General features: G+C 67.5%; 17 protein-coding genes and 1 riboswitch. Of the genes, 10 read left to right on the top strand and 7 right to left on the bottom strand.

From position 1 onward, the window contains the following. The first annotated feature begins 178 nt into the window (after window positions 1-178). On the top strand, window positions 179-748 hold the full coding sequence (locus tag AC3WJB_RS12595) for a manganese efflux pump MntP (protein ID WP_492682030.1): 570 nt from the start codon (window positions 179-181) through the stop codon (window positions 746-748). A 63-nt stretch (window positions 749-811) separates the two neighbouring features. Here AC3WJB_RS12595 and fusA read toward each other — a convergent pair whose 3' ends face one another. The 3 genes from fusA to AC3WJB_RS12580 form a co-directional block, all read right to left on the bottom strand. Beyond that, window positions 812-2,941, bottom strand: a complete 2,130-nt coding sequence (gene fusA, locus AC3WJB_RS12590; RefSeq protein WP_492682028.1) for an elongation factor G — start codon at window positions 2,939-2,941, stop codon at window positions 812-814. Between the two features lie 114 nt (window positions 2,942-3,055). Next, window positions 3,056-3,808, bottom strand: coding sequence for a 2OG-Fe dioxygenase family protein (locus AC3WJB_RS12585; protein ID WP_492682026.1), 753 nt, complete (start codon window positions 3,806-3,808; stop codon window positions 3,056-3,058). Between the two features lie 70 nt (window positions 3,809-3,878). After that, a complete protein-coding gene (locus AC3WJB_RS12580) occupies window positions 3,879-4,886 on the bottom strand; it encodes a cysteine synthase A (protein ID WP_492682024.1) in 1,008 nt (335 codons plus the stop codon). Window positions 4,887-5,114: 228 nt separating this feature from the next. Then, window positions 5,115-5,230, top strand: a riboswitch (SAM riboswitch). A gap of 76 nt (window positions 5,231-5,306) precedes the next feature. Between AC3WJB_RS12580 and metX the strand changes: the two genes are divergently transcribed. The 3 genes from metX to AC3WJB_RS12565 are packed head-to-tail and all read left to right on the top strand — an operon-like array spanning window position 5,307 to window position 8,706. Beyond that, on the top strand, window positions 5,307-6,320 hold the full coding sequence (gene metX / locus AC3WJB_RS12575) for a homoserine O-succinyltransferase MetX (RefSeq protein ID WP_492682022.1): 1,014 nt from the start codon (window positions 5,307-5,309) through the stop codon (window positions 6,318-6,320). Window positions 6,321-6,373: 53 nt separating this feature from the next. Next, window positions 6,374-7,561, top strand: a complete 1,188-nt coding sequence (gene metB, locus AC3WJB_RS12570; RefSeq protein WP_492682020.1) for a cystathionine gamma-synthase — start codon at window positions 6,374-6,376, stop codon at window positions 7,559-7,561. Then, window positions 7,558-8,706, top strand: coding sequence for a homoserine dehydrogenase family protein (locus tag AC3WJB_RS12565; protein ID WP_492682018.1), 1,149 nt, complete (start codon window positions 7,558-7,560; stop codon window positions 8,704-8,706). The genes metB and AC3WJB_RS12565 overlap by 4 nt, the downstream gene beginning before the upstream one ends. Before the next feature lie 94 nt (window positions 8,707-8,800). On the opposite strand, the gene AC3WJB_RS12560 is transcribed toward AC3WJB_RS12565, so the two are convergent. Further along, a complete protein-coding gene (locus AC3WJB_RS12560) occupies window positions 8,801-10,465 on the bottom strand; it encodes an APC family permease (protein ID WP_492682016.1) in 1,665 nt (554 codons plus the stop codon). A gap of 191 nt (window positions 10,466-10,656) precedes the next feature. Between AC3WJB_RS12560 and AC3WJB_RS12555 the strand changes: the two genes are divergently transcribed. Continuing rightward, window positions 10,657-10,917, top strand: coding sequence for a glutaredoxin family protein (locus AC3WJB_RS12555; protein ID WP_492682014.1), 261 nt, complete (start codon window positions 10,657-10,659; stop codon window positions 10,915-10,917). 175 nt (window positions 10,918-11,092) lie between these two features. After that, window positions 11,093-14,605, top strand: coding sequence for a hybrid sensor histidine kinase/response regulator (locus AC3WJB_RS12550; RefSeq protein ID WP_492682012.1), 3,513 nt, complete (start codon window positions 11,093-11,095; stop codon window positions 14,603-14,605). A 25-nt stretch (window positions 14,606-14,630) separates the two neighbouring features. On the opposite strand, the gene AC3WJB_RS12545 is transcribed toward AC3WJB_RS12550, so the two are convergent. Further along, window positions 14,631-15,053, bottom strand: a complete 423-nt coding sequence (locus AC3WJB_RS12545) for a DNA polymerase III subunit chi (protein ID WP_492682010.1) — start codon at window positions 15,051-15,053, stop codon at window positions 14,631-14,633. 249 nt (window positions 15,054-15,302) lie between these two features. Here AC3WJB_RS12545 and lptF point away from each other — a divergent pair, with 249 nt between their 5' ends. The 3 genes from lptF to ltaE are packed head-to-tail and all read left to right on the top strand — an operon-like array spanning window position 15,303 to window position 18,580. Continuing rightward, window positions 15,303-16,409, top strand: coding sequence for an LPS export ABC transporter permease LptF (gene lptF / locus AC3WJB_RS12540; RefSeq protein WP_492682008.1), 1,107 nt, complete (start codon window positions 15,303-15,305; stop codon window positions 16,407-16,409). After that, window positions 16,406-17,509 (top strand): LPS export ABC transporter permease LptG, encoded by a 1,104-nt coding sequence (gene lptG / locus AC3WJB_RS12535; RefSeq protein ID WP_492682006.1) that lies wholly within the window; start codon window positions 16,406-16,408, stop codon window positions 17,507-17,509. Before lptF ends, lptG begins: the two co-directional genes overlap by 4 nt. A gap of 48 nt (window positions 17,510-17,557) precedes the next feature. Then, window positions 17,558-18,580, top strand: coding sequence for a low-specificity L-threonine aldolase (gene ltaE / locus AC3WJB_RS12530; RefSeq protein ID WP_492682004.1), 1,023 nt, complete (start codon window positions 17,558-17,560; stop codon window positions 18,578-18,580). Here the strand turns inward: ltaE and AC3WJB_RS12525 are convergent. Together AC3WJB_RS12525 and AC3WJB_RS12520 are read right to left on the bottom strand one after the other, a co-directional pair. Continuing rightward, entirely contained in the window at window positions 18,577-19,887 is a 1,311-nt protein-coding gene (locus AC3WJB_RS12525; protein WP_492682002.1) for a polyhydroxyalkanoate depolymerase, read from the bottom strand. The two genes, ltaE and AC3WJB_RS12525, sit on opposite strands and share 4 nt — an antisense overlap. A 205-nt stretch (window positions 19,888-20,092) precedes the next feature. After that, window positions 20,093-20,596 (bottom strand): RDD family protein, encoded by a 504-nt coding sequence (locus AC3WJB_RS12520; protein ID WP_492682000.1) that lies wholly within the window; start codon window positions 20,594-20,596, stop codon window positions 20,093-20,095. 43 nt (window positions 20,597-20,639) lie between these two features. Here AC3WJB_RS12520 and xerD point away from each other — a divergent pair, with 43 nt between their 5' ends. Continuing rightward, complete coding sequence (xerD, locus tag AC3WJB_RS12515) at window positions 20,640-21,557, top strand: site-specific tyrosine recombinase XerD (RefSeq protein ID WP_492681998.1); 918 nt, start codon at window positions 20,640-20,642, stop codon at window positions 21,555-21,557. Window positions 21,558-21,821 lie beyond the last annotated feature (264 nt).

The following is a 21,821-nucleotide window of genomic DNA, read 5'->3' as shown; positions in this document are numbered from 1 at the left end:
AGCGCAATCCCGCTTGGGGAGTAGCCTGCCTCGTTGCGACGGGGCGTCTTCGTCAACATGCTCGGCGTATCCGCCGTGGCGAAGACACCGATCCTGGTTGGCGAGACCAACGGCTGACGGCGCCACTGCGGTGGGCGCGCCGCCATGCCGCTCGCCTCGCCCGTCGCGTGAGCTCTGCATGAACCCCATCGCTATCCTGCTGCTTGGCTTTGCCATGTCCACCGACGCGTTTGCCGCGGCCATCGGCAAGGGCGCCGCCATGGGCCGACCGCGACTTGCCGAGGCCATGCGCGCCGGCGCGATCTTTGGCGGCATCGAGGCCATCACGCCGGTGCTGGGCTGGTGGCTGGGCAGGGGCGCATCGCGCTATATCCAGGAGTGGGACCACTGGGTGGCGTTTGGCTTGTTGCTGGGTCTGGGCCTGCACATGATCTGGACCAGCGTGATGCCCGCTGCCGACCAGCCGGCTGGCGTGGCGAGGAAGCACGGCTTCGTGGGCCTTGCGCTTACCGGCCTGTCCACGAGTATCGATGCGCTCGCCGTAGGCATTGGCCTGGCGTTTGTCGACGTGTCGATCGTCGGTGTCGCCGTGGTGATCGGCCTGTGCACGTTCGGCATGGTCACGCTGGGGATCATGTTGGGCCGCATGCTGAGCGCGATGGTCGGCAGGGGCGCCGAACTGGCCGGCGGCGTGGTCTTGATCGGCGTGGGCGCGGTGATCCTGTATGAGCACTTGGCGGCGGCCTGAGCGGACATCCGCTGCACACACGGATGCCTGGCGGACGGTCAACCGCCTGCCAGGCCTGGCCGGCTACTTGGATTCCTTTTTCATCAATTGCTCGACCATGCCGGCGGGCACCACCTCGTAGTGGTCGAACTCCATGGTGAACGTGCCGCGACCGCGCGTCGCCGAGCGCAGGAAGTTGATGTAGCCGAACATTTCGGCGAGCGGCACGAAGCCATGCACGAACGCCGAGCTGCCCTTCTGGCCTTGTTCGCTGATGCTGCCGCGGCGCCGGTTCATGTCACCGATCACATCGCCCAGGTAGTCCGCATCGAGCACCACTTCCAGGCGCATGATCGGCTCCAGCAGCTTGGGCTGGCTGAGCTTCTGTGCTTCGCGGAAGCACTGCCGGGTGGCAATCTCGAACGCCAGCGCGGAGGAATCCACGTCGTGGTATTTGCCATCGACCAGGCGCGCCTTGAAATCGACCACCTCGTAGCCCGCGACCTGGCCTTCCTGGCACTCGGTACGGATCGCGTGCTCGACCGCCGGGATGTATTCGCGCGGCACGCGACCGCCGACGACCTCGTCGGAGAACACCACGCCCGAACCTTGCGCCAACGGCTCGAAGATCATGCTCACCTCGGCGAACTGGCCCGAGCCGCCGGTCTGCTTCTTGTGCGTATAGGTGTGCTCGACGGTCTTGCCGAACGCCTCGCGGAAGCTGACCCGGGGCTTGCCCATGAGCGCATCGACGCCCAGTTCGGTGCGCATGCGGTCGATCGTGATTTCCAGGTGCAGCTCGCCCATGCCCATGAGCACGGTCTCGCCGGTTTCCTGGTCCGCGTGCAGGCGCAGCGAGGGATCGGCCTTGACCATCTTGTACAAGGCCATGGACAGCTTGTCGACGTCGTCGCGGGTCTTCGGCTCCACCGACACGCTGATCACCGGGTCCGGGAAGCGCATGCGCTCGAGCAGCACCGGGTGCGCCGGATCGGTCAGCGAGTCGCCGGTCTCGGTGTCCTTCAGCGAGACGAAGGCGCAGATGTCGCCGGCACGGACTTCGTCGATTTCCTGCGTGTCGTCGGCCTGGACCTCGACGATGCGGCCGATGCGCTCCTTCTTGCCGCGGGTCACGTTGAGCAGCGTATCGCCCTTCTTGATCACGCCGGAGTAGACACGGCAGAACGTGAGGGTGCCGAACTGGTCGTTGATGACTTTGAACGCCAGCACACGCGCCGGTGCGTCGTCGGTCACCGCCTGTTCGCCGGTGACGTTGCCGTCCGCGTCCACGGTGTGGATGCCGCCACTTTCGCCGGGATAGGGCAGGTAGTCGACGACGGCGTCCAGCAGTTGCTGCACGCCCTTGTTGCGGTAGGACGACCCACACAATACAGGCACCAACTGGCCACTGACCGTGCCCTTGCGGATGCACTGCCGTAGCAGGTCGGGATCGAACTCACCGCTGGTGAGCAGCCGCTCGAATGCATCGTCGTCCAGCGCCAGTGCGGTTTCCAGCAGGTCCTGGCGGAGCTTGGGCAGGTTTGCCAGTGCCGCGTTGTCCGCGTCCGCGCTGAACTTCAGACGGCCCGGCAACTGCTCAAGTGGCACGGTCTCCCAGGGGCTGTCCTTGTCGTCAGACTGCCAGATGTAGCCGGCCCCGGCCACCAGGTCGGCCATGCCGCAGAACTCATCGCTGCTGCCCAAAGGTACCTGGCACACCAGCGCATGCTTCGCCAGGCGTTCCTTGATGCCTTTGACGCACGCGGCGAAGTTCGCCCCGATGCGGTCCATCTTGTTGACGTAGCAAAGCCGCGGCACGTGGTACTGGTCGGCCAGGCGCCAGTTGGTCTCGGTCTGTGGCTCGACGCCGGCAACGCCGTCAAAGACCACCACGGCGCCATCCAGCACGCGCAGCGAGCGGTTGACCTCGATCGTGAAGTCGACGTGTCCGGGCGTGTCGATCAGGTTGATGCGGTAACCACGCCATTCGGTGGTGACTGCCGCCGACTGGATCGTGATGCCGCGCTTGCGCTCCTGCTCCATGTAGTCGGTCGTGGTCGAGGCGCGGCCTTCCTTGGTGTCGTGCACGTCCACGATCTGGTGCTTGCGGTGCGTGTAATACAGCACGCGCTCGGTGGTCGTGGTCTTGCCGGCGTCGATGTGCGCAATGATGCCGATGTTGCGATACAGGTTCAGCGGCTTCTTCCGAGCCATGAGCTGGATTCCAGGGAGGTTGCGCGGGCCGCGCAGGTTGCCCGCTATATATCGTTGCCGGCCGCGCTTTTCAATGCGCCTGTTCACTATCGGCGGGATTGGCGCCGGCGTGGGTCAACCCGGAAGTGGCTCGTGGGCAGGTTCGGTAGCGCGGCGAAAGGTCACTACCAGCACGTCACGGTGGGCTGGCTGCGCCGGATCGTGCGGAGTGACGGCGGTCACGCCATGGTAGACGCGGTGGTCATCCACCAGCGCCGCGTCGAGCCGGTGGGCGAGCGTGAAACTGCCCAGCTCGCTGCGGTCGGCGGCGTGGATCGTCGTCTTGCCGCGCTCGATGTTGGTGCGGTCGATCAGCAGCACGAGCACGTAGTCGACGCCATCGCGATGCACGCCCTCGGGTGTTGGTTCACCCGCCTCGGTGGCGCTGGCCTCGATGCGGAACTGGTGCACTTCCACGTGCCAGTGCGCAACGTCTGTGGACAGGGCACCGAAACACCCGTGGCAAAACTCGAGGATGCGGTGCAGGGCGGCCCCGCCCGCGATGCCTGCTTCGACCGGCGCAAACCAGCGCTGGATGTCGCCTTGCAGCGGGTTGTACTCGAGGCGTTGGTAGTGTGCCTGATGCGCCTGGGCCAGGATGCCGCCGATGGGATCCGCCGCGAATGTCGCGTGGCGGCGCCGGCGATGGCGGCCGCGCTGTGCCAGATACGTGTCCGGCTCCAGGCGATTCCAGCTGTCGACAAACGCCGGCCAGTCGGCAAGGGCCTCGACCTGCAGCAACTCGCCCATGGCCTGGTTGGCGACGAACGCGAAGCCGGCGCTGCGCAGCTGGTCCTGCAAGGCGCGCATCGCGCTTGATGGAATCATGTGCATACATTACTGCAAGGCTGACGCGGCGGACATGCGCGTCGAGTCGCCGCCAGCTCTGCCGGCAGGTTCAGGCGGCGACCAACCAGTCGGGTACCGGGACGCCTCTTTCGTGCAGGAATCCGGGATTGAACAGTTTGGCCTGATAACGCGTGCCGGCGTCCGCCAGGATGGTGACGATCGTGTGTCCGGGGCCGAGCTCGTTGGCGAGGCGGATGGCACCGGCGATGTTCACGCCGCTGGAGCCCCCGACGCACCAGCCTTCGGTCCGCAGCAGCTGGTGCAACAGTGGCACCGATTCGGTGTCGGGGATCGACCAGGCAAGATCGATTGGCGCGTCCCGGAAGTTCGCGGTCACGCGGCTCGAGCCGATGCCTTCGCTGATTGAATTGCCGCTGGCCAGCAGCTCGCCGTGGTTGACGTAATGCGCGAGCGCCGAACCGGCAGGGTCCGCCAGCGCAATGAGGGCGTCCGCATTGCGCTCCTTCAAGGCGCGGCCGACCCCGGCCAGGGTGCCGCCGGTGCCGGCCGCGCAGACGAAGCCGTCGACGTGGCCCTCCAGCTCCTCCCAGATTTCGACGCCGGTCGTGGCGGCATGGAAATCACGGTTTGCGGTGTTGTCGAACTGGTCGGCAAACCAGGCGTTGCCGGCGTCGTCCGCATTCAGCTTGGCCGCGTGGGCGCGTGCCTGGTGCGCGTAGTGCCCAGGGTCCTTGTACGGCACGGCCGGCACCAGGTGCACTTCGGCGCCTGCCATGTGCAGCGTGGCGATCTTCTCGCGGCTCTGGGTCTCGGGCATGAATACCGCGCAGCGGTAGCCACGACTCGCGCCAATCAAGGCCAGGCCGATCCCGGTATTGCCCGCGGTGCCTTCGACGATCAGCGCACCCGGCCGCAGCAATCCACGCTGCTCGGCGTCCAGGATCAGCCCAAGCGCGGTGCGGTCCTTGATCGACCCGCCGGGATTGAGCAGTTCCGCCTTCGCAAAGATCTCGCAACCGGTGGTTGCGCTTGCTTCGCACAAACGCACCAGCGGGGTGTGACCGACGGTTGCCGAGAGATCGAGACGAAAATCCATGGTTGGGTGCCTGTGGTTGCCGAAGAGTACGGTGCAGCTTACGAGCCTGCGGCATCCGGGTCATGCGTGCGGGGCGGACGGGAGGGCCTGACGAGTGCTTGCTGTCGGACGAGGCGTGCCGACTGGCGGCTGCGACGCGATACGGCCGCGAAGTGATGATGAAGTATAGAAGTCTAAGCGTATAAATGTCTATTGACATCGACTCAAGCAGTCGCTAGATTGCGCGAAAGCTCATCGAGACCGACGGAGGGACAGGCCCTTTGATGTCGGGGCAACCTGCAGGCCACGGCCTCAAGGTGCCAACTCCTGCGGGGCGCCGGGTGGCGCCATCCGGCAGATGGGCGTCAGGGCAGCGCGGTGGCGCTGGCGGGACGTCCGCTTGTCGAATGCAGCAGCGATGGGTCGACCGGAGTCTTGCCCATGATCTGTTCCTCCCCCTTGGCCGTTGCCCCTGTGGCGCCGACGTGGCGGCCAGCCCTTCGGACCGAGCCTGGCGGCGGCCGCGGCACGCGCGAGTTGCGCATCCGTCCCAAGTATTCCGACCGGCCCTGCAGCGTCGAGGTGCACTACCTGTGGTGCGGCGCACCGGACGCGCCCACCGTGATTGTGCAGGGCGGCATTTCGGCGACCCGGAACGTCGTATCGCAGGCTGACGATGAGGTGCCGGGCTGGTGGCAGGCCCTGGTGGGCTGGGGCCGCGCCCTGGACCTGGAGCACTATCGGGTGCTGGCGATCGACTGGGTGGCGCCGCGGGAACTGGGCGCTGCCTCGGTGTCCAGCGAGGACCAGGCAGACCTGCTGGCGGCCTTGTTGGTGGAGCTCGGCATCGGCCGCGCGCATTGCTTCGTGGGCTCCTCGTACGGGGCGATGGTAGGTCTGGCGTTTGCGGCGTGCCATCCCTTGGCGGTGGAGCGCCTGCTGCTGCTGGCGGGAGCGCACCGCGCGCATCCCTTGGCGACCGCGCAACGCGCCGTGCAACGTGACATCGTGCGCCTGGGGCGTGCCAGCGGCCGAGTGCAGGAAGCCCTGGGGCTGGCCCGGCAGCTGGCCATGACCACGTATCGCGGCAGCGAGGAATTCGCGCGCCGCTTTGGCACCGGGGCCGAGTATCGTGACGACCGCTTCCATTTCCCGGTCGAGGATTATCTCCAGCACCAGGGCCGGCAGTTTGCCGCGCACTTCGATCCGGAGCGTTTCCTGGCCTTGTCCGAGTCCATCGATCTGCACGACGTGGCGCCCGAGCGGATCAGCACACCGGCGACCCTGGTCGGCTTTTCCTCCGATCGCCTGGTGCCCTTGGCCGACATGTGCGAACTGCAGCGGCGCCTGCGCGGGCCGGCCACGTTGACCGTGATCGACTCGCCCTATGGACATGACGGGTTCTTGAAGGAACCCGAGCAGCTTGCCCCGCTGCTGCGCGAGGCAGTGGCCTGAATGCGCCGGCGCTGGCCGGCGTTGGTCTGCGCACTTCGTTGGAGTAACACATCATGAGCTCAATTGACGCTTGTACCCGCGCCGTGCGTGCGGGCCTGGACAGTGACCTGCACCACGGCGCGGTGGTACCGCCCATCCACCTGTCGAGCACCTATAGCTTCGCTGGCTTTGGGCACAAGCGGGAATACGACTACTCGCGCAGCGGCAATCCCACGCGCGACCTGCTGGCCGAGGCGCTGGCCGACCTGGAACACGGCGCGGCGGCGGTGGTCACCTCCAGCGGCATGTCCGCCGTGCTGCTGGCGCTGGAGCTGCTGCCCGCCGGTGCGCATGTGCTGGCCGCCCACGACTGCTATGGCGGCACCTGGCGGCTGCTGGACGCCTGGCAGCGCAAAGGACGCATCAGCGTCGCGTTCGTCGACCTGGGCGACGGCGTGGCGTTGGCCGCGGGCCTGGCCGCCAGGCCTGCCCTCGTGTGGATCGAAACACCCTCCAATCCATTGCTGCGCATCACCGACATCCGCCACGTGGCGCGCGCCGCGCACGAGGTTGGCGCCCTGGTCGCGGTGGACAACACCTTCCTCTCGCCGGCCTTGCAGCAGCCTCTGCTGCTCGGTGCGGACCTGGTCGTGCACTCCACCACCAAATACATCAACGGTCACAGCGACGTGGTGGGTGGCGCGGTCATTGCCCGCGAGCCCAACCTTGGCGAGCAGCTCAAGTGGTGGGCAAACTGCCAGGGCCTCACCGGCGCGCCATTTGACAGCTACCTCACCTTGCGTGGCCTGCGTACGCTGGGAGTACGCATGCGCCAGCACCAGGAAAATGCCGCGCGCATTGCCGCGCATCTCGACGCCCACCCGGCGGTACGCAAAGTCCACTACCCTGGGTTGGCGACACATCCCGGCCATGCGGTGGCGGCACGCCAGCAACAGGGCTTCGGCGCCATGCTGAGTTTCGAGCTGGAGGGTGGGCAGGCCCAGGTGGAGGCCTTCCTGGACGGCCTGGAATGTTTTTCGCTGGCCGAGTCGCTGGGCGGCGTGGAGAGCCTGATTGCGCATCCGGTGACCATGACCCATGCCTCGATGGCGCCCGAGGCGCGCCGGGTGGCCGGCATCTCGGACGCGCTGTTGCGCGTGTCCGTGGGCATCGAAGATGTGGGCGACCTGCTGCGGGACCTGGATGCGGCATTGGCCCGCGCCGCCGGCGTGAGCGCTGTGCACTGTCGGGCGAGCGCATGAGTCCCCGGACCGCGCTCGCGCAGACCGCGCAGCGTGCCGGTGGGCCTTCGGCGCGGGGCCAGTATGGCCAGGTGCAGGCATCGGTCGGCGTCGCCAGCGCTGCGCCAGAGACGGCGGCGGTCGACCTCGTGCTGTTTGGTACCGGTCTGGTGGGCGGCGCGCTGTTGGGCCTGTTGGCGACGCCCGCAGCCGCGCGGCTGCGCCTGCTGGGCGCGGCAAACTCGCGCTGCCAGCATGTCGCGCCGGCCATAGTCGATCGCGAGCCGGGGTCGTGGCTACCAAGCGGCGCCGGCGAGCCGCGCGACGACGCGGCCTTGCTTGCCGCGCTGGACGCGGGCCACGCGCCAGTCAAGGCAATCGTGGATGCCACCGCGAGCGGGGCGGTGGCAGCCTTGCATCCGCAATGGCTGGCGCGCGGTTACCGGGTCGTCACCGCGAACAAGGCGCTGGCGGGCGGGCCGCTCGCCGGCTGGTTGGCGCTGCAGCAGGTGCTCGGGGACGCCGTCAACTATGGCGACACGGCCCTGGTCGGTGCGGGGCTGCCAGTGCTCTCGACGTTGCGCCGGTTGCGACGCTGCGGCGACCGCCTGCAAGCGGTGGAGGGGGTATTTTCCGGTTCGCTGTCCTGGTTGTTCAACCGCTATGACGGCAGTGTGCCGTTTTCCACCTTGTTGCATGAGGCGCGTGAGCGTGGCTATGCCGAACCGGATCCGCGCGCGGATTTGTCCGGGGCGGACGTGTGCCGCAAGCTGCTGATCGTGGCGCGTACCGCGGGCTTCGCGCTGGAAGCCGATGCCGTGCAGGCGGAAAGCCTGGTACCTGACCTGCTGCGCCGCGTGCCGCGTGGCGAGTTCCTGCAGCGCCTGGGGGAACTGGACCGGCGCATGGCCGAGCGCCACGCCGAGGCTGCCCGCAGCGGACGGGTGTTGCGCTACCTCGCTCGTCTCGACGGGCACGGCCGATCCAGCGTCGGCCTGGCGGCAGTCCTTCCCACCCATTTTGCCGCTGCGCTTTCCGGGGCCGACAACGTCTTCGCCTTCACCACCGCGCGCTATCCCGCGCAGCCTCTGGTGATCCGCGGGCCCGGTGCCGGTGCGGAAGTCACCGCGCAGGCGCTCCTGGGCGACCTGTTGGATCCGGCCTGATCTGGCTGCTGCGGCTGCCGGGGCCACAGCCGATGACGTCGGTCCGCGGTTGCGGATCCCGGGCGTTGGTCGATGACTGCGGCTCGGGCGCGCCTCAGCGCTCGGTAATTTGCTCGGCGGTTTCTTCGTCCGGCGGCACCAGCGGCCCGCTCGGGTCGGCTTTTGCTTCGAGCTGCGCGGCCTCGATCGACGGGGTGCGCCAGCCGGAGGCCACGCCCCACAGGTAGAACACCAGGCCGACGATGGCGACGACGAGCAGATCCCAGCCATAAGGCAGGTAGCCCTTGCCGCCAAACGTGGTGCTGCCGAGCCAGGAGGTGATGGCCATCACCGGCAGGTAGCACACCAGCCACCAGGCGCCCTTGAGCTGCCTGCCGAAGTCGTGCCAGCCGGCCTTGGCCTGGTAGTAGAGATAAACCGGCAGCGCGACGACCATGAGCAGGATGATCTCCCCGGTCAACGGCCACCTTGCCCAATACAACAGTTCGGTGGACATGATGAACGCGACGCCGGCCAGTATCGGCAAGGCCATCAGCCGGAATGGACGGTTGAGTTCCGGGGCGGTGCGCCGCAGCGTCATCACGCTGACCGGGCCGGTCAGGTAGGAAATGATGGTGGCCACCGAGATCACCGCCGCCAGCGCACCCCAGCCGCGGAAGAAGAGCAGGAACAGGAACGACACCACGAGGTTGACCCACATGGCCGGGCGCGGCACGCCCCACTTTGGGTGCACGCGGCCGAGGATCCTTGGCAGCGTGCCATTGCGCTCCATGCCGTACAGCATCCGCGCGGTGGTGGCGGTGTAGGTCATGCCGGTGCCGCTCGGGCTGACCACCGCGTCGATGAACAGCAGCGTGGCCAGCCATTGCAGGCCGAGGATGATCGCCAGGTCCGCGAACGGCGAGCTGAAGTCGATGCCGTGCCAGCCGACATTGGCCAGCATCTCGCGCGGCACGGCGCCGATGAACGCCACCTGCAGCAGCACGTAGATCGCGGTCGCCAGCCCGATCGAGCACACGATCGCGAACGGTATGGCCTTGCCCGGGTTGCGCGCTTCGCCGGCGAGGTTCACCGGACTCTGGAAGCCGTTGAAGCTGAAGACGATGCCGGCGATCGCGACGGCGGTGAGGATGGCGGGGAAGTTCGTCTCGTGCAGCTCGCCGTGGATGCCGACGGCGAAGTTTTCCGGGTGGAAGCCGCTGGCGATCAGGAGGATGCCGGTCAGCGCCGGGATCACCAGCTTGAACAAGGTGATCACGGCGTTGGATTTCGCGAAGAGCTTGACGCTCCAGAAATTGAACAGGAAGTACACCACCACCAGCGCGCCGGCAATCGTCAGGCCGAGCGGACTGAGTTCGCCGGCGCCGCCCGGCGCCTGGTGATAGAGGTCCCTGGCCCACTCCCACTTCCACGAGGACATGTATTGCGCCGAGGCCTCGGCCTCCACCGAGATTACCGAGACGATCGCGATCCAGTTCGCCCATGCGGCGATGAAGCCGACCAGGGAGCCGTGCGAGTAGTGCCCGTAGCGCACCATGCCGCCGGATTCGGGGAACATGGCGCCGAGCTCGGCATACGTCAGCGCAATTGCCATGATCACCGCCGCGCCGATCACCCAGGCCCAGATCGCGCCCGGGCCGGCAATCTGCGCCGCGCGCCAGGCGCCAAACAGCCAGCCCGAGCCGATGATCGAGCCCAGGCCGGTGAGCATCAGGTCGAACGCGCCAACGTTGCGATGGATCGAACTGGCTTGAGACATCGATGTTCCCCCAATGCGCCTGCTGACGTCAAAAAACGGTGATGATTGCAGAGTGATGCGGCCGTGTCATCCGCCGCAAGTCACCCATGCCACGCTGTCGCGCCGTCTTCGACGTCGTTTCCGCCCGTTGCGCTGGCGTGCCGGGCCTATCATCTTTGGTTGCAACGAGGCGAGCGGAGGGCGCGCCGGCGATGGCCGATTTGATCCTGTACCAGCGCGACGATTGCCATCTGTGCGACCTGGCCCTGGCCGTGCTGGCCGAGGCCCGGGTGCCGGATGTCGACGCCGGCTGGATCGACGACGCGCCCGAGCTCGAGCAGCGCTACGGCGCGCGGGTGCCGGTGTTGCGCGATGTGCGCGACGGGCGCGAACTCGACTGGCCGTTTGACGCGGCGGCCGTGCGGCGCTTTATCGCCCGCACGGATCCTGGAACCGGGCCGGCGCCCGCCTGACTCACCGTCCTGCCAGAAGGATGCGCTCGGCCTGATTTGGTCGTAGTCTTGACGTCGGGGACACCATAGCGATGGCGGCTGCCAGGGACAGGCCTGGGGGTTACGCATGCGCGGCAGGCTGATTTTGTCAGCGTTGCTGTTGGGATCCGGGTTGGGCTTGCCAGCACCCGGCGGCATGGCGCGTGCCGACTCCGCGCACGAACCGGTCTCCACCGCGTTGCCGACTCCGCATTTTCGCCATTACGGTGTTGCTGAGGGCCTTTCCGGCGGCGCCGTGCATGACGTGGTGCAGGATCAAGACGGACTCATGTGGTTCGCGGCCGGCTCGGACCTGGTGCGCTTCGACGGCATGGAGTTCACCGTATTCCGGCATCGGCGGGACGACCCATTCTCGCTGCCCGCCGGTGGCAAACGTGGCCTGTTCGTCGATCGGGACAACCGGTTGTGGGTAGGAGGCCGGGAATCCGGGCTCATCCAGCGCTTAGTGGATGGGCAGGGTTTCTTGCGCTGGGTGCACCATGTCGGCGAGCCCGGGAGCTTGTCCAGCGACGCGGTGTGGTCCATCGCCCAGACCCCAAACGGCGAGCTATGGGTCGGTACCGAGGTTGGACTGGATCGGCTGCTGGCGGACCGTCGGCACTTCGAGCATGTTGCACTACCGCTGGGTGACGGGCGGTCAGGGTATGGCGCCGTCCACGCGCTGCTTGCCGAAAGCGATGGCCGCTTGTGGATCGGCACCGGGCATGGCTTGTTCCTGCGCAGTCCGGCCGGCTTGGTGAAGCGGGTGGCCGTGGACCCCAGGTTGGCGAGTGAGCCCGCGGTGTGGCGAATCCAAGGCGCCGGCAACGACGTGCGAGTGGCCGTGGCGGGCGGTTCCTTGCGCGTCGATCCGGATGGAGTCGCCCGCCTGGTGGCGCCGGTCGTGGACCCGACTGTGACGGTCCATGGCAGCACGCGCGACCGACTGGGCCATTTGTGGACAGCGACGTCCAGCGGCCTGTACTTGGAGGAGGGTGGTCGCATCACCCGTATTCCCGCCCAGCCCCAGCTGCGCGGCGGGTTGCCGGGATACCACGTGGACCAGGCCTTGCTCGACCACGAAGGAGGATTGTGGCTTGCGCTGGGCGACGACGGGGTTGGTTACTTGGCGCCGGACTGGAACCGGTTCACGCGGTTGACGCATGTCGCGGGTGATGCGACGAGCCTGAGTGAGTACGCGGCGAGTGCCGTGCTGGCAAGCAGCGATGGCAAACTTTGGGTCGGCGCCGGCCATACGGTCGACAAGCTGGATCCAGCGACGGGCCACGTGCAACACGTGCTGCGCGGACTACCTGGCGAAGTGCGGGACCTGCTTGAAGATCGCGACGGAAATCTGTGGATCATTGCCGACGGCGCGATCTACCGGCATGCCCGTGGCGGCTTGCTCCAGGTCGATATCAGCCCGACTCGTGCACTGGTACCACAGCGCCTGGCGCTAGGCGCCGATGGGGCGGTGTTGGTGGTATCGCTACACCGAGGCCTGTTCCGGGTCGACCCCGATATGCTGGGATTGAGGCCGGCCACGTGGGCTCCGGCTGGCGAAAATATTGTGCTGGCCAATCGCCTGACGGCGGATTCGGTGCTTGGCTGGTATGCCACGGGTAGTCAGCTATGGCACTGGAATGCCACACGTGCCAGGTTTGACGATGCGCCTGGCTTGACGCCTGGAGGTCCAGTCCTCGCGCTGGAAACGACAGCAGATGGGCTGTGGGTGGCACGCGGCGACCGTTTCGAACATTACCGCGCGAATGGTTCGCACCTAAGTTGTGACCGCGAGTTGCCGACGCTGGTCGACTGGCCGGTGCTGACCCTGCGCGCCATGCACGTGGACCGGCTCGGGCGGGTCTGGCTGTTTGCTGCCGAAGGGCTGTGGCGCTTCGATCCGGATCCCGGGCGCCTAATCGCATTCGGGCCGTACCGTGGTCTGGAAAGCGGTCACATGGATGGCGTGTCGCCGGTTGGCGGTCACGGGGGCATGGTCTATTTCGCCGGGCCGGACGGCGTGACCGGCTTTAGGCCTGATCGCGCATTGGCGCAGTTTGGCCATCCACATTTGAGCCTGACATCGGTCAAGGCTGGACGCCGTGGCCAGGCGCTGCATCTGCCGACCTCGCCAGGCGCCTTGCAACTGGACTGGAATGATGGCGGTCCACGCATCGCGGCGCGCCTGGCCTCGTATGTCGATCCCCGGTCAAACCACTATCGCTTCCGTTTACATGGTCTGGATGAGGATTGGGTGGATACCGGCAATCGTGCGGAGCGCGAGTTTCCTGTGCTCGCGGCCGGCAATTACACCCTCGAAGTGGCCGCCGCAGGCGTGGACGGCTGGTGGAGCGAGCTGGCCGTGCCCTTGCACATTACCGTGCGCTCGCCGCCTTGGGTGGCCTGGCAGGCATGGGCCCTGTATCTGGCCGGTGCGACCTTGCTGCTGGCGTTGTGGGCCCTGGTGCAGCGGCGCTCCCACCTGACGCTCGAGCGCTTGCGCATGTTGGAGGAACGGCGGCGGATGGCGGAACAAGCCAACGAGGCCAAGACCTCCTTCCTCACCGTACTGAGTCACGAGATCCGTACGCCAATGACCGGCATCTTGGGCATGACTGAATTGTTGTCGGGCAGCCCTTTGACGCCGGTACAGCACAACTACGTGCGGTCGATGCAGCGCTCCGGCAATATGCTCATGCGTTTGCTCAACGACGCGCTGGACCTGGCACGTATCGAGGCCGGGCGGCTGGAGCTCGAGCCTGCGCCGTTCGATCCACGCGAGCTGCTGCGGGAGATCCAGCAACTGGAGGGCGGCCTGGCCGAACTCAAGGGCATCCGGCTCGAGTGCCACGTGGCGGATGACGTACCTGGCCAGTTCGCGGGCGACGCGCTACGCATCAAGCAAGTGCTATTGAACCTGGTCGGCAACGCCCTGAAATTCACCGACTACGGCAGTGTGCAGATGGTGGCCGAGGGCGACCAGGCTGGATTGCGCTTCAGCGTCAGTGATACCGGGCCAGGCATTTCGGCGGCCAACCGCCCACGCCTGTTCCAGCGCTTCGAGCAATTGCCGGGCCCGCACCGTGCGGCCGGCAGCGGGCTCGGCCTGGCGATTTGCCGCGAGCTGGTCGGCTTGATGGGTGGCAGCATTCGTGCGGAACCGGGGAGCAGCGGCGGTACGACGTTCCGCGTGCAGTTGCCCTTGCCGGTGGTGGCGGCGCCCTTGGTACCAACCGACGTGGGCCTCCGGCCGGAGCCACACTGGGCGGTGTTGCTGGTTGAGCACGAGACCGAGGTGGCGCTTGAGGTTCGTGCCAAGCTCGAGGCCCATGGGCATTCGGTGAACCGGGTCAGCAATGGCCTGGAGGCCTTGTCCGAGCTGGCGCACGCAAGTTTCGACCTGGTGTTGGTGGAAACCGATTTACCTGGTGTCGACGGTTTTCGGGTAGCGCGGCTGATACGTGCGACGAGGCTGAATCCACCAGGCCCGACGATCGTGGCCATTGCCGCGCGGGTCGACGCCGCCGGCGCGGGGCACGTGCACGATGCGGGCATGGACGGGCTGATATGCAGGCCGCTCACCGGCGGGCAGTGGCTGCCGGCCTTGTCCCGGGTCATGGCTGCGCGCCTGCTGCACGGCCAACCGGCGCAAGGGTCCGGCCGCTAGCCGGCTGGGACGCAGCCGGCTTGCGTCAGATGTCGAGTTTGCGCAGCGCAAAACCACGCTGGTGATACTCGCGCCAGCGTTCACGCGAGCCTTCGCGTTCGCTCGGCTCCGCGGCCACCACTTCCAGCACGCGCTCGTATTGGCCCGGCGCGAAGGCCGCGCGGAGATTGATCACCAGGGGCCGATCCGGGGTGTCGACGCCGGGCGGCACGATGAGCACGGCGGTGTGCGCATCGTCCTCGTCGCCGGCCACCTGGTGCGGGATGAACGCCTCCTCGTCGAACGCCCACAGCAGCTCGTCCAGCGCGTCGGCCTGGTGGGCATCGCGGGCCAGGACCAGGGTCGGCTGCTGGGCAATGAACGCCTTCCTGGCCAGCTCGCAGACCAGCAGCAGCGGTTGTTCGCGAAAACGCGGCTTGTCGATCAGGTAGAAATCGGCTTGCGGCATGGCGGAAATCGTGACTGTCCGGAGACGATGGGTGGGTCGGGAAGCGTGGGCGGCAGGAGCCGTCCGGGCTCCTGGGAAGGTTACGCCATTGACGTCGCCGGCGTCGCCCCGTGGCAGGGCGCGCCGGTATGACGACCGTGCGCACGGTAAACTGGCGCGTGGCGTCAGCCCTTCGCCGGTGTCGGCTGCCCGGCACGGCGGACCGCACTGGCACCACAGCCAAATCAAACCCCTGGATCGCCGGGACGCATGCTCAGTATCCTCGACCGCTATTTCCTGCGTGAGCTGGCCCAGACCGTGGCTGCGACCGTGGTGGTGCTGCTGGTGATCGTGGCCGGCAGCGCGTTCGCCAAGGTGCTGCAGCAGGTGGCGAACGGCAGTTTTCCGCCTGGCGTCATGCTGCAGGTACTTGGCCTGCAGACGCTGGCCGGCCTGACCAATCTCTTGCCGCTGGCGAGCTTCATTGGCGTGTTGATGGCGCTTGGGCGCATGTATCGCGAGAGCGAAATGCATGTCCTTGCCGCGTCCGGCATGGGGCCATCCGGCCTGTTGCGCCCGGTGCTGCTGCTGGGCGCGGTGCTGGTGGCCATCACGGCCGTGGTGGCGTTGTGGTTGGGCCCGTGGGCCGTTCGCACCAGCGGGGAGCTGGTGGCCGAAGCCAATCGCTCGGTGGTGGCTGCCGGACTGGAGGCCGGTCGCTTCACCGAGTTGCCGAACGACGGCGGCATCATCTTCGTCGATCACCTGAGTCGCGACGGTGCCCGCCTGGGCCGCACGTTCATCGCCACGCAGCGCGTCACCGCTGGGAGCCAGGTCCACCTCAGGCTGGTCAATGCCGCCAGCGGTCGCCTGTACCAGGAGAGCATGGGCAGCGGGCGCTTCATCGCCTTCACCGACGGTTGGCAATATGACGTGCCGCTGGGCGCCGATGACTGGATGCAGATGCATTACGCGCGCAACGACCTGGCCTTGTCGGCGGTCACTGCCGACGAGGACGACGATCCGGTCAGCGCGGCGTCGAGCCTGGCCTTGCTGCATGGCGACGATCCACTGGGGCGGGCCGAGCTGGCCTGGCGCACGAATGCTCCGGCGCTGACCCTGGTATTCCTGCTCCTCGCCCTGCCGCTGGCGCGGCAGAGTCCGCGCGAACCACGCTATGGCCGCCTGCTGCTCGCGGTGGTCGGCTTTTATCTCTATTACTCGCTGCTGGCGCTGGGCCGGGCGCAGATCGCCAAGGACCATTGGCATGGCCAGGGGCCGCTGTGGCTGGTGCATGCGCTGGTGCTGGCGTTCGCGCTGTGGCTGCTGTGGCGCCAGTACGCGCCGCGCCGGCAACGCATGGAGGCGGCGCGATGAGCGGGCTGACAGTCAAGCGTGTCGACTGGCTGATCGGCACCGGCGTGTTGGGCTCGGTGTTGACCGTGTGGCTGGTGCTTGCCGGCATGGACGCGGTGCTGCAGCTCCTGCGTCAGATCGGCAACGTCGGCAAGCATGGCTACACGATGGGCGACGCGCTCATGTACGTGCTGGTCACGTTTCCTCGGCGCGGCTACGAGATGTTCGGCTATGCGGCCTTGATTGGCGCCTTGCTGGCCCTGGGCAGCTTTGCCGGGAGTGGCGAGCTGACGGCGCTGCGCGCCGCCGGCATGTCCCGCCTGCGCATTGCCGGGTCGGCGACGGCCATCATTGCCGTGCTGATCGCGGCGGTGGTGGTGCTGGGCGAGACGGCCGCTCCCTGGGGCGACCAGGTGGCCCAGTCGATGCAGTTGCGCATGCGCTCCGGGACCCTGGGCATCGGTACGCGCAGCGGGCTGTGGACCCGCGACGGCGACAGCTTCATCAATGCCCGCGGCACGCTGCTGCTGCAACGGGACGGGGTGAGTCGGGTGCAATTGGCGGACGTGCGTGAATTCAGCTTTGCCGACGATGGCCAGCTGCGACGCGTTACCCAGGGCCGCATGGCGGAATCGGACGGTACGCACTGGGTGCTGCACGACGTACGCAGCACGACGCTCGATGCCGAGGGCGTGCACAGCAGCGCGTCGGCGACGCAGGCCTGGCCGGTGCGCATCGATCCGCAGGTGCTCGTGCAGTCGCTGGTGCAGCCGCAGTACCTGTCGATGCGCGACCTGCATCGCAACATAGGCTACCTGCGCAGCAACGGCGAGCAGCCGGGCAGCTACGCCTTGGCGTTCTGGACGCGGGTCATGTATCCGTTCAACGTGCTGGTGCTGGTCTTGTGCAGCATGCCGTTCGCGTTTGGCGCGCTGCGTTCGGGCGGCCTCGGCAAGCGCATTTTCGTCGGCATGCTGTTGGCTGTCGCCTGGTATTTCCTGCAGCCGGCGCTGGTGAACGTCGGCACCCTGTACGGCCTGTCGGCAATGTGGGCGAGCCTGCTGCCGGCGGTACTGCTGGGAGTGCTCGCCGTGGTGTATTTTCGGCGCCGCACGGGATGATCATTTACGCCGGCCCATGGCGGGCCGACCCAATGGACAGGAGAGATGATGGACATGCTTGATCTGCGCAGCGACACCGTCACCAGGCCGACCGCGGCCATGCGCGCGGCGATGCTCGCGGCCGAAGTCGGCGACGACGTGTACGGCGAGGACCCGACCGTCAACGCCCTGCAGCAGCGCCTGGCCGACGAGCTCGGTTTCGAGGCGGGCCTGTTCGTGTCCAGCGGCACTCAATCCAACCTGCTGGCGATGTTTGCGCATTGCGAGCGGGGCGACGAATACCTGGTGGGCGCCGACGCGCACACCTTCAAGTACGAGGGCGGCGGCGCCGCCGTGCTGGGCTCGATCCAGCCGCAGCCGATCCCGCAGGCCGAGGACGGGACGCTGGCACTCGAGCACATCGAGGCCGCGATCAAGCCGCTCGATCCCCACTTTGCCCACACCCGGGTCCTGGCCCTGGAAGACACCTGGCACGGACAAGCCCTGCCGCTGGAGTTCCTTGCGGCCGCGAGCGGCCTGGCCCGCCGGCACGGGCTGGGCATGCATCTCGATGGCGCGCGGCTGTTCAACGCCGCCTTGGCCGACCAGGTCGACCCCCGCGCGATCTGCCGGCATTTCGATACGGTGTCGGTGTGCCTGTCCAAAGGCCTCGGGGCACCGGTCGGCTCGGTCTTGCTTGGCCCGCGCGCCTTGATCGACAAGGCCCGGCGTTGGCGCAAAGTGGTCGGCGGAGGTTGGCGCCAGGCCGGCATGCTCGCCGCCGCCGGCCTGTACGCGCTGGATCATCATGTGGCGCGGCTGGCCGAGGATCATCGGCGCGCTGCCGCCCTGGCCGGCTACCTGCGCGAGATGGACGGCCTGCGCGTGCTTGGCCAGCACACCAACATGGTGTTCGTGGCCGTACCGCCGGCCCGGCTTGGTGCCCTGGATGCACACCTGCAGTCCGCGGGCGTGCGCGTCAGCGCCGGGCACGACCCGGCGTTGCGCCTGGTCACCCACCTGGACATTGACGACGCCGGCATCGCCCGCGTGGTCGAGGCCTTCGGCAGCTTTTTCGCGTCGCGCGGCTAGGCGCGCGGACGGGCTGCGTGGCGTGGCCGCGGGCGCCTTGCCGCGGATTTGCCGACACGCGGAGCCTGGTCGAACTGGCGGATGAAATCGCGCAACTGCGGGTAGACGCCATCGCGCCAACGGTGGCCGCTGAAGATGCCGTAGTGGCCGGCGCCTGCAATCACCTTGCCGGTCTTGCGGTCATCCGGGATGCCGCTGCACAAGTCGAGCGCAGCCATGGTCTGGCCGAGGCCGGAGATGTCATCGAGTTCGCCCTCGATCGTGCACAGTGCGCTCGTGGTGATGGCTTGCGGCTTCACCCGCTCGCCGGCCACGTCCCACAGGCCGCGTGGCAGCAGGAATTTCTGGAACACGGTCTCGATGGTGTCGAGGTAGAAGCGCGCCGGCAAGTCGAGCACGGCGTTGTATTCGTCGTAGAAGCGGCGATGCGATTCGGCGTCTTCCTGGTCGCCGCGCAGCAGGTGCTGGTAGAAATCCCAGTGCGACTGCAGGTGCCGGTTCGGATTCATGGCCACGAAGCCGGCGTACTGCAGGAAGCCGGGGTATACCTCACGCCCGTGGCCGGGATAGTTCGGCGGCACGGTCTGGATCACGTTGCCCTGGAACCAGGACAACGGACGGTTGGTGGCGAGGTTGTCCACGCTGGTCGGGCTGCGGCGCGGGTCGATCGGCCCGCCCATCATGGTCAGGCTGCGTGGCGTGGCCTCGCCGCGCGAGGCCATCAGCGACACTGCGGCCAGCACCGGCACGGTGGGCTGGCACACGGACACCACGTGCAGGCGTTCGGCGCCGATGTGGCGGATGAACTGCTGGATGTAGGCGACGTAGTCCTCCAGTCCGAACGTCCCCGCCGCGGCAGGCACCATGCGGGCGTCGACCCAGTCGGTGATGTACACCTTGTGCTCGCGCAACATGGTGCGCACGGTGTCGCGCAGCAGCGTGGCATGGTGGCCGGATAGCGGTGCGACCAGCAGCACGACGGGGTCGTTCTTGGTCTGCTGCATGGTGACCGGGTCATCGCTGAAACGCTTGAAGCGTTTCAGCCGGCAAAACGGCAAGTCGAGATCCACGCGCTCGATGACGGCAATTTCGCGCTCATGGGCGACCGCGGTGTGGATGCCGAACTCCGGCTTCTCGTATTCCTTGCCAAGCCGATACAGCATCTCGTAGGTGGCGGCCAGCCGCGGCGCTCCGGGCAGCTGGGCGAACGGCGCATGGCGATCGCTGAGCAAGCGCGCACCGGCCTGGGCGAAATAACTCATCGGTCCCAGGAAGGCCCGCTGCCATTCGTAGATTTGATAGAGCATGCGCTGCGCCTGCGTGGATAAAAAATACGCATGATAGCCGGCTCGCCAGCCGCGGCGTGTCCACGCAGGGTATCGGCGGCCCTGCCATCAGCTGAAATGGCATCGTCCGGCGGGGCGGCGTGGGCGCATTCAACCAGGGTGCGTGCGCGGTCAACGCGGAACGCCGCGATCCGCGCGGCGTCGCCGCCCGACGGCAGGATGGTGTTCAGCGCAGCAGTTGCAGCTGCGTTCCAGCAAGCAGGTCGTGCACGGCGCGGCGCCTTGGATCGAAGAGTGCCGGCGCAAACCAGAGTATCCACGCCAGCAGCATGGCCCACAGCGTCGGCCGCAGCCCCAGGGTCGGCGCAAGCCAGAGCAGGCCCAGCGGGCTGACCCCCACCACCAGTCGTATCGACACCTGCGGCCAGGAAGCGGCATCGCCCGCGCTGGAACGCAACTGCGCGCGCCAGGGACGCATGCCCAAGGTCTGACCGCCGTAGCGCCAGGAGACGGAGAAATATCCCCCGAGGACCAGCGCCTGCAGCGGGCGATACCAGACCGGAATCACCACCTGCACTCCGGTGTCGATCAAATGCCCGCCGGTAGCGAGTTGGGCGACCAGCCCAACCACCATCACGATCGCCGCGGCCGCCAGCAGGTCGTAGACCAGGGCGGCGAGGCGTCGCCAGAGCGGGCATGCCGGGTTGCGCTCGAGGGTAGGTTGGGCCATGGATCGCTTGCTTCGCGTGCGCACAATGCGCAGCATCGTGGGCATGGAAAGGAAAATCGCAGCGCGCAGTATCGCCGATGTCGACCAGCGTGGTATCGAGGCGTTCCTGGAGCGCACCTGGTCCGAGGACGGCCTGGCTGACCGCACGCTCGAGGCGTATCGCCGTGACCTCGAAGGGCTCGCGCGCTGGCTGGCTGGGCGCGGGCGCCACCTGCACGACGCACGGCGCGAGGATGTGTCGGCCTATCACGCCGCCCATGGCGGGGCGGTGCGCTCGATGGCGCGCCGGCAGTCGGCCTTCCGCCGCTACTACGCATTCCTCGTGCGCGACCAGCCCGGCTTCGTCGACCCGACCTTGCGCATCGAGCGGCCGAAGCTCCCGCACAGCCTGCCCAAGGCCCTGGCCGAGCGCGAGATCGAACGCCTCCTCGCGGCACCCGACACGGGCACCGCGCTGGGCCTGCGCGATCGAGCCATGCTGGAGCTGATGTACGCCAGCGGCCTGCGCGTGTCCGAGCTGGTTGGCGTGCCGTTGGCGGCGCTGAATCCGCGCCAGGGGGTATTGCGCATCACCGGCAAGGGCGGCAAGGACCGGCTGGTGCCGGTCGGCGAAGTGGCATTGGACTGGATCGACCGCTACCTGCGCGACGCCCGCCCGCAGCTGGCGCGCGGTCGCCAGCCGCCGGCCTTGTTCCTCACCCGGCGCGGTGCGGCGATGACCCGACAGATGTTCTGGACCCTGGTCAAGCGCCACGCCTTGGCGGCCGGCATTCCGGCGGTGCGCATCTCGCCGCACGTGCTGCGGCATTCGTTTGCGACGCACCTGCTCAACCACGGCGCCGACCTGCGTGCGTTGCAGATGTTGCTGGGGCACAGTTCGCTCAGCACGACCCAGATCTACACCCTGGTGGCGCGCGAGGGCCTGAAGCGCCTGCATGCCCAGCATCACCCGCGCGGTTGAAGCCGCGGTTGACGCTGCCGCTGCGGCGGCGTAGATACTCGACGGGTCGTGCGCTGCGCGGTGGTTCAGCGGGTCACCTACCACGGCGGCCTGCGTTACCCGCACCTGCTGCGGGCCGAGGGCACGCTGGATTACCTGGGCGGGATTGCCACGGCACGGAAGTAGGCTGCGCCGGCCCGGGAATATCGGGCCGACCGGCTGGCCTGCTGCGCCTCGGGTCCCCGCCAGCGGCCGTGCAGACGGCTACCTATCAGGTCACGCGGC

The organism is Rhodanobacter sp. FW510-R10 (assembly GCF_058781105.1).
This window is presented reverse-complemented; position numbering and strand designations above follow the sequence as displayed.

Bases quoted from the DNA above. Each gene is read 5' to 3' on its own strand.
- AC3WJB_RS12595 (WP_492682030.1), top strand. From the start codon at position 179: ATGAACCCCATCGCTATCCTGCTGCTTGGCTTTGCCATGTCCACCGAC.
- fusA (WP_492682028.1), bottom strand. From the start codon at position 2,941: ATGGCTCGGAAGAAGCCGCTGAACCTGTATCGCAACATCGGCATCATT.
- AC3WJB_RS12585 (WP_492682026.1), bottom strand. From the start codon at position 3,808: ATGATTCCATCAAGCGCGATGCGCGCCTTGCAGGACCAGCTGCGCAGC.
- AC3WJB_RS12580 (WP_492682024.1), bottom strand. From the start codon at position 4,886: ATGGATTTTCGTCTCGATCTCTCGGCAACCGTCGGTCACACCCCGCTG.
- metX (WP_492682022.1), top strand. From the start codon at position 5,307: ATGATCTGTTCCTCCCCCTTGGCCGTTGCCCCTGTGGCGCCGACGTGG.
- metB (WP_492682020.1), top strand. From the start codon at position 6,374: ATGAGCTCAATTGACGCTTGTACCCGCGCCGTGCGTGCGGGCCTGGAC.
- AC3WJB_RS12565 (WP_492682018.1), top strand. From the start codon at position 7,558: ATGAGTCCCCGGACCGCGCTCGCGCAGACCGCGCAGCGTGCCGGTGGG.
- AC3WJB_RS12560 (WP_492682016.1), bottom strand. From the start codon at position 10,465: ATGTCTCAAGCCAGTTCGATCCATCGCAACGTTGGCGCGTTCGACCTG.
- AC3WJB_RS12555 (WP_492682014.1), top strand. From the start codon at position 10,657: ATGGCCGATTTGATCCTGTACCAGCGCGACGATTGCCATCTGTGCGAC.
- AC3WJB_RS12550 (WP_492682012.1), top strand. From the start codon at position 11,093: ATGGCGCGTGCCGACTCCGCGCACGAACCGGTCTCCACCGCGTTGCCG.
- AC3WJB_RS12545 (WP_492682010.1), bottom strand. From the start codon at position 15,053: ATGCCGCAAGCCGATTTCTACCTGATCGACAAGCCGCGTTTTCGCGAA.
- lptF (WP_492682008.1), top strand. From the start codon at position 15,303: ATGCTCAGTATCCTCGACCGCTATTTCCTGCGTGAGCTGGCCCAGACC.
- lptG (WP_492682006.1), top strand. From the start codon at position 16,406: ATGAGCGGGCTGACAGTCAAGCGTGTCGACTGGCTGATCGGCACCGGC.
- ltaE (WP_492682004.1), top strand. From the start codon at position 17,558: ATGGACATGCTTGATCTGCGCAGCGACACCGTCACCAGGCCGACCGCG.
- AC3WJB_RS12525 (WP_492682002.1), bottom strand. From the start codon at position 19,887: ATGCTCTATCAAATCTACGAATGGCAGCGGGCCTTCCTGGGACCGATG.
- AC3WJB_RS12520 (WP_492682000.1), bottom strand. From the start codon at position 20,596: ATGGCCCAACCTACCCTCGAGCGCAACCCGGCATGCCCGCTCTGGCGA.
- xerD (WP_492681998.1), top strand. From the start codon at position 20,640: ATGGAAAGGAAAATCGCAGCGCGCAGTATCGCCGATGTCGACCAGCGT.